Origin of the sequence: Rhodococcus sp. NPDC060084 (assembly GCF_042730335.1) — a bacterium.
Classification (GTDB): Bacteria; Actinomycetota; Actinomycetes; order Mycobacteriales; family Mycobacteriaceae; genus Rhodococcus.
Map to the genome: position 1 here is coordinate 1 of NZ_JBHWWX010000070.1, position 8,756 is coordinate 8,756.

At 64.0% G+C, this 8,756-nt stretch carries 1 protein-coding gene; it reads left to right on the forward strand.

Annotation, left to right across the window (positions count from 1 at the left end):
- A partial coding sequence (locus tag ACFWBU_RS20900; RefSeq protein ID WP_378529127.1) for an amino acid adenylation domain-containing protein occupies positions 1 to 8,756 on the forward strand: 8,756 nt, incomplete at both ends.

Below are 8,756 nucleotides of genomic sequence, written 5' to 3' on the forward strand. Positions count from 1 at the left end.
GCGTCGCCGGATGCGGTCGCGGTGGTGTTCGAAGACGAGTCGTTGACGTATGCGCAGTTCGATGCGCGGGTCAATCGGCTTGCGCGGTATCTGATTTCGCGGGGTGTGGGTCCGGAGACGACGGTGGGGTTGGCGGTGCGCCGGTCGTTGGATCTGTTGGTGGGGATGTATGCGATTGTGCGGGCGGGTGGCGCCTATGTGCCGATCGATCCGGATCAGCCTGCCGAGCGGAATGCGCACATTGTGGAGTCGGCGGCGCCGGTGTTGGTGGTGTCGACGTCGAGGGACGGGTTCGAGGTTCCCGCGTCGGTGTCGGTGCCGGTGGTGTCGATCGACACTCTCGATCTTGCCGACGTATCAGCCGGTCCGGTGTCGGATGGTGAGCGGACCGCGCCGGTGCGGCCGTCGAATACGGCGTATGTGATTTTCACGTCGGGGTCGACGGGCCGGCCGAAGGGTGTGGCGGTCTCGCATGGGGCGATTGTCAATCGTCTGGAGTGGATGCAGCACGAATACTCGCTCACCCGAGATGATGTGGTGTTGCAGAAGACGCCGTTTACGTTCGATGTGTCGGTGTGGGAGTTTTTCTGGCCGTTGGGTGTGGGTGCGCGGTTGGTGGTTGCTGCTCCGGACGGTCATCGGGATCCGGTGTATCTGGCGAAGGTGATGGCCGAGCGTGGTGTGTCGGTGGCGCATTTTGTGCCGTCGATGTTGGCGGTGTTCGTAACCGAGGCCGGGGTCTCGGATCTGTCGGGTCTGCGCTACGTGTTTGCTTCGGGTGAGGCGTTGTCGCCGTCGTTGGCGGCGCGGGCGCGGGCGGTACTTCCGGATGCTGCTGTGCACAATTTGTATGGTCCGACCGAGGCCGCGGTGGATGTGACGTTCCACGAGGTGTCCGATGCCGATGTGGTGTCGGTGCCGATCGGTGTGCCGGTGTGGAATACGCAGGTTTATGTGCTCGACGGTCGACTGGCGCCGGTGCCGGTGGGTGTGGCGGGTGAGTTGTATCTGTCGGGTGTGCAGTTGGCTCGGGGGTATGTGGGTCGGCCGGATTTGTCGGCGGATCGTTTTGTGGCGTCGCCGTTCGGGGCGGGTGAGCGGTTGTATCGCACCGGTGATCTGGTGCGGTGGACAGGCGACGGTGAGTTGGAGTACATCGGTCGTACCGATTTTCAGGTGAAGTTGCGGGGGTTGCGGATCGAGCTCGGTGAGATCGAATCTGCTCTTCTGGGCTTGGACGGCGTCGGTCAGGCCGTGGTGCTGGTGCGTGCGGATGCGCATGCGGGTGAGCAGTTGGTGGCGTATGTGGTGCCGGCTGCGGGTGCGTCGGTGGATTCTGTGGTGTTGACGCGTCGGTTGGGTGCGGTGCTGCCGGGTTATATGGTGCCGTCGGTGTTTGTGGTGCTCGATGCGTTGCCTCTCAACAGCAGTGGGAAGCTCGATCGGAAGGCGTTGCCTTCGCCCACTTTCGAGGCTCGTGAGTTCCGGGCGCCGCAGTCCGCCGTGGAACGGGTTGTGGCGTCGGTGTTTTCCGAGGTGCTCGGTGTCGAGCGGGTGGGGCTCGATGATGATTTCTTCGGTTTGGGTGGTAATTCGCTGATTGCGACTCAGGTGGTGTCGCGTATCGGTGAGGCTTTCGGTGGTCGGGTGGCGCTTCGCACGATTTTCGAGGCATCGACGGTGGAGGCGCTTGCGGGTGTGCTCGAGTCGTCGTCGTTTGCGGCGGATCGGGTGCCTCTTGTTGCTGGTTCTCGTCCGGACCGGGTTCCGTTGTCGTTGGCGCAGCAGCGGGTGTGGTTCCTCAACCGGTTGGATCCGGGGTCGGCGGCGAACAATATTCCGGCGGTAATCAGGTTGTCGGGATCGTTGGATGTCGATGCGTTGCAGGCCGCGGTGTCGGATGTCGTCGCACGGCACGAGTCGTTGCGGACGGTGTATCCGGAGATCGACGGGGTCGGTTTCCAGAAGGTGTTCGGTGCCGACGACGCGGTCGTGGAGGTGCGTGTCGAGGACGTCGCGGCCGACGACGTCCTGGCACGCGTCACGCAGGTTGTGACTACCGGTTTCGATGTCACGCAAGAGGTTCCGATCCGGGTGCGGCTGTTGCGGGTCGCACCGGAAGAGCATGTGCTGGTGGTGGTGGTTCATCACATCTCGAGTGACGGGTTCTCGATGGGACCGTTGACTCGTGATGTGGTGACGGCGTATGCGGCGCGGGCTGCGGGTGCGGTCCCGGAGTGGTCGGCGCTCGAGGTGCAGTACGCGGATTACACGTTGTGGCAGCGTGAGGTCCTCGGCGACGAGTCGGATCCGGAGTCGTTGCTCGCGCGGCAAACCGAGTTCTGGCGCACTGCTTTGGCGGATCTGCCGGAGGAGTCGACGTTGCCGGGGGATCGGCCTCGTCCGGTGGTGTCGAGTTACCGGGGTGCGTCGCACGGTTTCACGATCGATGGTCGTGTTCGTACCGGTGTAGCGGAGGTGGCACGACGCAGTGGTGCAACGGAATTCATGGTGGTGCATGCAGCTCTCGCGGTGATGCTGTCGCGGTTGAGCGCCCAGTCCGATATTGCTATCGGTACGCCGATCGCGGGTCGTGGTGAGGCTGCGCTCGATGATTTGGTGGGCATGTTCGTCAATACGTTGGTGTTGCGGACGTCGGTTGATGGTGGGGTCTCGTTCGGGGAGTTCCTCGGCACGATTCGCGCGGCCGACCTCGAAGCGTTCGCCCATGCGGATGTGCCGTTCGAGCGGTTGGTGGAGGTGCTCGATCCTGCGCGTTCGCAGGCGCGTCATCCGTTGTTCCAGGTGATGCTGACTTTCCAGAATATGGCGGCTGCGGAGCTCGAGTTGCCTGGTCTGAGTGTCTCGGGTGTCGACTTCGATGCGCAGATCGCCAAGTTCGATCTGCAGGTGACCGTCACCGATCTGGCCGGGGCGGGTGAGCAGTCGCAGGGCTTCGGTATCGAGTTCACGTATGCGACCGAGCTCTTCGATGCTTCGACGGTCGAGGGCTTCGCGGAGCGGTTCGTGCGGATCCTCGAGGCGGTGGTGGCTGATCCGTCGTGTCGGGTGGGGGATATCGATCTGCTGGGCGCCGATGAGCGGGTGACGGTGCTCGAGCGGTGGAACGATACGTCGCATCCGGTGCCGGAGTCGACGTTGCTGGATCGCTTCGACGCGCAGGTTGCTGCGTCGCCGGATGCGGTCGCGGTGGTGTTCGAAGACGAGTCGTTGACGTATGCGCAGTTCGATGCGCGGGTCAATCGGCTTGCGCGGTATCTGATTTCGCGGGGTGTGGGTCCGGAGACGACGGTGGGGCTGGCGGTGCGCCGGTCGTTGGATCTGCTGGTGGGGATGTATGCGATTGTGCGGGCGGGCGGTGCGTATGTGCCGATCGATCCGGATCAGCCTGCCGAGCGGAATGCGCACATTGTGGAGTCGGCGGCGCCGGTGTTGGTGGTGTCGACGTCGAGGGACGGGTTCGAGGTTCCCGCGTCGGTGTCGGTGCCGGTGGTGTCGATCGACACTCTCGATCTTGCCGACGTATCAGCCGGTCCGGTGTCGGATGGTGAGCGGACCGCGCCGGTGCGGCCGTCGAATACGGCGTATGTGATTTTCACGTCGGGGTCGACGGGCCGGCCGAAGGGTGTGGCGGTTTCGCATTATTCGGTGGTCAACCAGTTGTCGTGGCTGACAGCCGAGTACGGGCTGTCGCCGGAAGATGTGGTGTTGCAGAAGACGCCGTTCACGTTCGATGTGTCGGTGTGGGAGCTGTTCGGTGCGTTGGCAGCGGGTGCGCGTGTGGTGATCGCGAGCCCTGATGGGCATCGGGATCCTGCGTATCTTGCTCGTGTGATCCATCAGGAGCGGGTTACTGCGACGTCGTTCGTGCCGTCGATGCTTGCGGTGTTCGCTGCTGTTGCGACGCGCGAGGAGTGTGTGTCGTTGCGTGTGGTTCTTGTTGCGGGTGAAGCGTTCCCTGCGTCGCTGGTCGATCAGTGCGCTGGACTCGGTTTGCCGCAGTTGCACAACTTGTACGGTCCGACCGAGGCGACGGTGCATGTCACGGCGCGGTCGGCCGAGGCGGGTATTGCGGGTGCGGTCCCGATCGGCACCCCTGTGTGGAATACCCGGACCTATGTTTTGGACCAGCGGCTGGTGCCGGTGCCGGTCGGTGTTGTCGGTGAGCTGTATCTGTCGGGTGTGCAGGTCGCGAGGGGGTATTTCGGGCGTGCAGCATTGTCGGCGGAGCGTTTTGTGGCGTCGCCGTTCGGGGTGGGTGAGCGTCTTTATCGCACGGGTGATGTGGTGCGGTGGAATGCCGATGGGGAGTTGGAGTACATCGGTCGTTCCGATTTTCAGGTGAAGTTGCGGGGGTTGCGGATCGAGCTCGGTGAGATCGAATCTGCTCTTCTGAGCTTGGATGGTGTCGGTCAGGCTGTGGTGCTGGTGCGTTCGGATGCGCATGCGGGTGAGCAGTTGGTGGCGTATGTGGTGCCGGCTGCGGGTGCGTCGGTGGATTCTGTGGTGTTGTTGCGTCGGTTGGGTGCGGTGTTGCCGGGTTATATGGTGCCGTCGGCGATGGTGGTGCTCGATGAGTTCCCGCTCAACAGCAGTGGGAAGCTTGATCGTAAGGCGTTGCCTTCCCCTGTCTTCGAGGCTCGGGAGTTCCGGGCGCCGCAGACAACCGTCGAGCAGGTTGTGGCGTCGGTGTTTTCCGAGGTGCTCGGTGTCGAGCGTGTCGGGCTCGATGATGATTTCTTCGCTTTGGGTGGTAACTCGCTGATTGCGACCCAGGTGGTCGCGCGCCTGGGTGCGGGGCTCGGTACTCGGGTGCCGGTGCGGGTGTTGTTCGAGGCGTCCACCGTCGGGGAACTTGCGGTGCGGGTGTCGGAGGCCGGTGGCGGACCGGGTGTGGTGCTGTCGGCGCGGGAGCGTCCGGCGCAGATTCCGTTGTCGTTGGCGCAGCAGCGGGTGTGGTTCCTCAACCGGTTGGATCCGGGGTCGGCGGCGAACAATATTCCGGCGGTAATCAGGTTGTCGGGATCGTTGGATGTCGATGCGTTGCAGGCCGCGGTGTCGGATGTCGTCGCACGGCACGAGTCGTTGCGGACGGTGTATCCGGAGATCGACGGAGTCGGATTCCAAGAGATCCTGCCCGCATCGGACTCGATCGTCGAGGTACGTCCGGAAACTGTCGCGGCCGACGACGTCCTGGCACGCGTCACGCAGGTTGTGACTACCGGTTTCGATGTCACGCAGCAGGTTCCGATCCGGGTGCGGCTGTTGCGGGTCGCACCGGAAGAGCATGTGCTGGTGGTGGTGGTTCATCACATCTCGAGTGATGGGTTCTCGATGGGACCGTTGACTCGTGATGTGGTGACGGCGTATGCGGCGCGGGCTGCGGGTGCGGTCCCGGAGTGGTCGGCGCTCGAGGTGCAGTACGCGGATTACACGTTGTGGCAGCGTGAGGTCCTCGGCGACGAGTCGGATCCGGAGTCGTTGCTCGCGCGGCAAACCGAGTTCTGGCGCACTGCTTTGGCGGATCTGCCGGAGGAGTCGACGTTGCCGGCGGATCGGCCTCGTCCGGTGGTGTCGAGTTACCGGGGTGCGTCGTACGGGTTCGTGATCGATGGTCGCGTCCGCGCGGGCATCACCGATCTCGCCCGTCGCAGTGGTGCAACGGATTTCATGGTCGTCCATGCTGCGTTGGCGGTGCTGCTGTCGCGGTTGGGTGCACAGTCCGATGTTGCGATCGGTACGCCGATCGCGGGTCGTGGTGAGGCTGCGCTCGATGATCTGGTGGGCATGTTCGTCAACACGCTCGTACTACGCTCTTCCCTCGACGGGGCTGTCCCGTTCGGGGAGTTCCTCGATGAGGTCCGCCGGGTGGATCTCGATGCGTTCGCCCATGCGGATGTGCCGTTCGAGCGGTTGGTGGAGGTGCTCGATCCTGCGCGTTCGCAGGCGCGTCATCCGCTGTTCCAGGTGATGCTGACTTTCCAGAATATGACGGCTGCGGAGCTCGAGTTGCCTGGTCTGAGTGTCTCGGGTGTCGACTTCGATGCGCAGATCGCCAAGTTCGATCTGCAGTTGACGTTGTCGGAGGGGTTCGCGGAGGACGGTTCGCCGGACGGTTTCCGCGCGGACTTCACGTATGCCACCGATCTGTTCGATGCCGCAACGGTCGAGGGCTTCGCGGAGCGGTTCGTGCGGATCCTCGAGGCGGTGGTGGCTGATCCGTCGTGCCGGGTGGGGGATATCGATCTGCTGGGCGCCGATGAGCGGGTGACGGTGCTCGAGCGGTGGAACGATACGTCGCATCCGGTGCCGGAGTCGACGCTGCTGGATCGGTTCGACGCGCAGGTTGCTGCGTCGCCGGATGCGGTCGCGGTGGTGTTCGAAGACGAGTCGTTGACATACGCGCAGTTCGATGCGCGGGTCAATCAGCTTGCGCGGTATCTGATCTCGCGGGGTGTGGGTCCGGAGACGACGGTGGGGCTGGCGGTGCGCCGGTCGTTGGATCTGTTGGTGGGGATGTATGCGATCGTGCGGGCGGGCGGTGCGTATGTGCCGATCGATCCGGATCATCCGGCTGATCGCATCCGGCATGTGCTCGATATTGCTGGTCCGGTGTGTGTGGTGACGACGGCCCGCGATGGGTTCGAGGTGGCGTCCGGGGTAGATGTCGAGACGATGGAGATCGATCGGCTGGATCTGGCGGGGGTCTCTGCCGAGCGGATCGGTGACGAGGAGCGGCGGGACGCGCTCCGCCCGGACAACACGGCCTACGCCATCTTCACGTCCGGTTCGACGGGCAAGCCCAAGGGCGTGGCCGTGACGCACCGCGCGATCGTCAACCAGATCGACTGGATGCTGCACGAGTTCGCGATGACGTCGGAGGATGTGTATTTCCAGAAGACCGCCACGACGTTCGACGTGTCGTTGTGGGGGTTCTTCATGCCGCTGAGTGTGGGTGCGAAGTTGGTACTCGCGACTCCGGACGGACACCGCGATCCGATATATCTGTCGGAGGTCATTTCGCGGGAGAAGGTGACGATCACCGATTTCGTGCCGTCGATGCTGACCGTGTTCGCGGCGCACGCTGCTGCAGAATCGTGCAGCACGTTGCGGGAGATCTTCGTCATCGGTGAAGCGCTGCCGCCGGAGACGGTCGACGGGGTGCGCCGTATCAGTGCGGCGGGGATCGACAATTTGTACGGGCCGACGGAAGCTGCGGTGTCGGCTACGTTCTGGCAGGCGCCGTCGGAGGGATCGGTCGATGTTGTGCCGATCGGTGAGCCGGAATGGAACGTGCAGGTGTACGTGCTGGACGGCCGCCTGCGTCCGGTGCCGGCCGGGGTGCCGGGTGAGTTGTACCTTGCCGGCGTGCAGTTGGCGCGTGGGTACGTGCGCCGGCCGGATCTGACGTCGGATCGTTTCGTGGCGAATCCGTTCGGGCCGGCCGGGGATCGGATGTATCGCACGGGTGATCTGGTCCGGTGGAACGGCGACGGTGAACTCGAGTACATCGGGCGAACCGACTTCCAGGTGAAGTTCCGGGGTCAGCGCATCGAGTTGGGTGAGATCGAGAGTGCCTTGCTGGCGCACGGGTCGGTCAGCCAGGCTGCGGTGGTCGTGTCGTCGTCGGGCATCGGGGATCAACTCGCGGGGTACGTGGTTCCTGTTCCGGGGGGCACGGTGGACCGCGACGAGTTGATCGCCTTCGTGTCGGGGTTGTTGCCGTCGTACATGGTGCCGGGCGCTGTGGTGGTCCTCGACCAGTTCCCGCTCAACACTTCCGGGAAGTTGGATCGAAAGGCGTTGCCTGCGCCGGTGTTCGAGACTCGGGAGTTCCGGGCGCCACGGACCCCGGTGGAAGAGATTGTGGCGTCGACGTTCGCCGGCGTGCTGGGCGTCGAGCGGGTCGGGCTCGACGACGATTTCTTTGCAATGGGTGGCAACTCGCTGAACGCCACGCAAGTGGTCGCACGGCTGGGCTCGGCGCTCGACACTCGGGTGCCGGTGCGAGCCCTGTTCGATGCACCGACCGTCGAGGCGTTGGCCGCACACGTCGGGCAACATGCAGGCTCGGGGGGAACGGTGCCTCTCGTCGCTGGGCCGCGTCCGGACCGGGTTCCGTTGTCGTTGGCGCAGCAGCGGATGTGGTTCCTCAACCGGTTCGATCCCGACTCCGTGGCATACAACCTGCCGATCGCGTTGAGACTCAGCGGACGACTGGATCTCGCTGCACTGCAGGCAGCCATCCGCGATGTGCTCGAACGACACGAAATGCTGCGCACCTCCTACCCGCAGTCGGACGACGGTGCCGTTCAGATCGTGTTGCCGGTCTCATCGGTAGCGCCCGATCTGGAGCCCGTCCGGACGGACTGGGATCAGTTGCCCGGCCTCGTTCGTGAGTTGGCGAATACGAGTTTCGACGTCACCGCCGAGGTGCCGCTCCGAATTCGCCTGTACGCGGTGGGGGACGACGAGATCATCGTCGCGTTCGTCGTCCATCACATCTCTGCCGACGGTTCTTCGATGGGACCACTGACCCGTGACCTGGTTGCGGCCTATGTGGCGCGTTCCGGCGGATACGAGCCCGGCTGGGAACCGCTTCCGGTGCAATACGCGGATTACTCGTTGTGGCAGCGTGAAGTACTCGGCGACGAGTCGGACCCGGAGTCGTTGGCAGCCAAGCAGATCGCGTTCTGGAAACAGTCTTTGGACGGCCTTCCCGATCAGCTGGACCT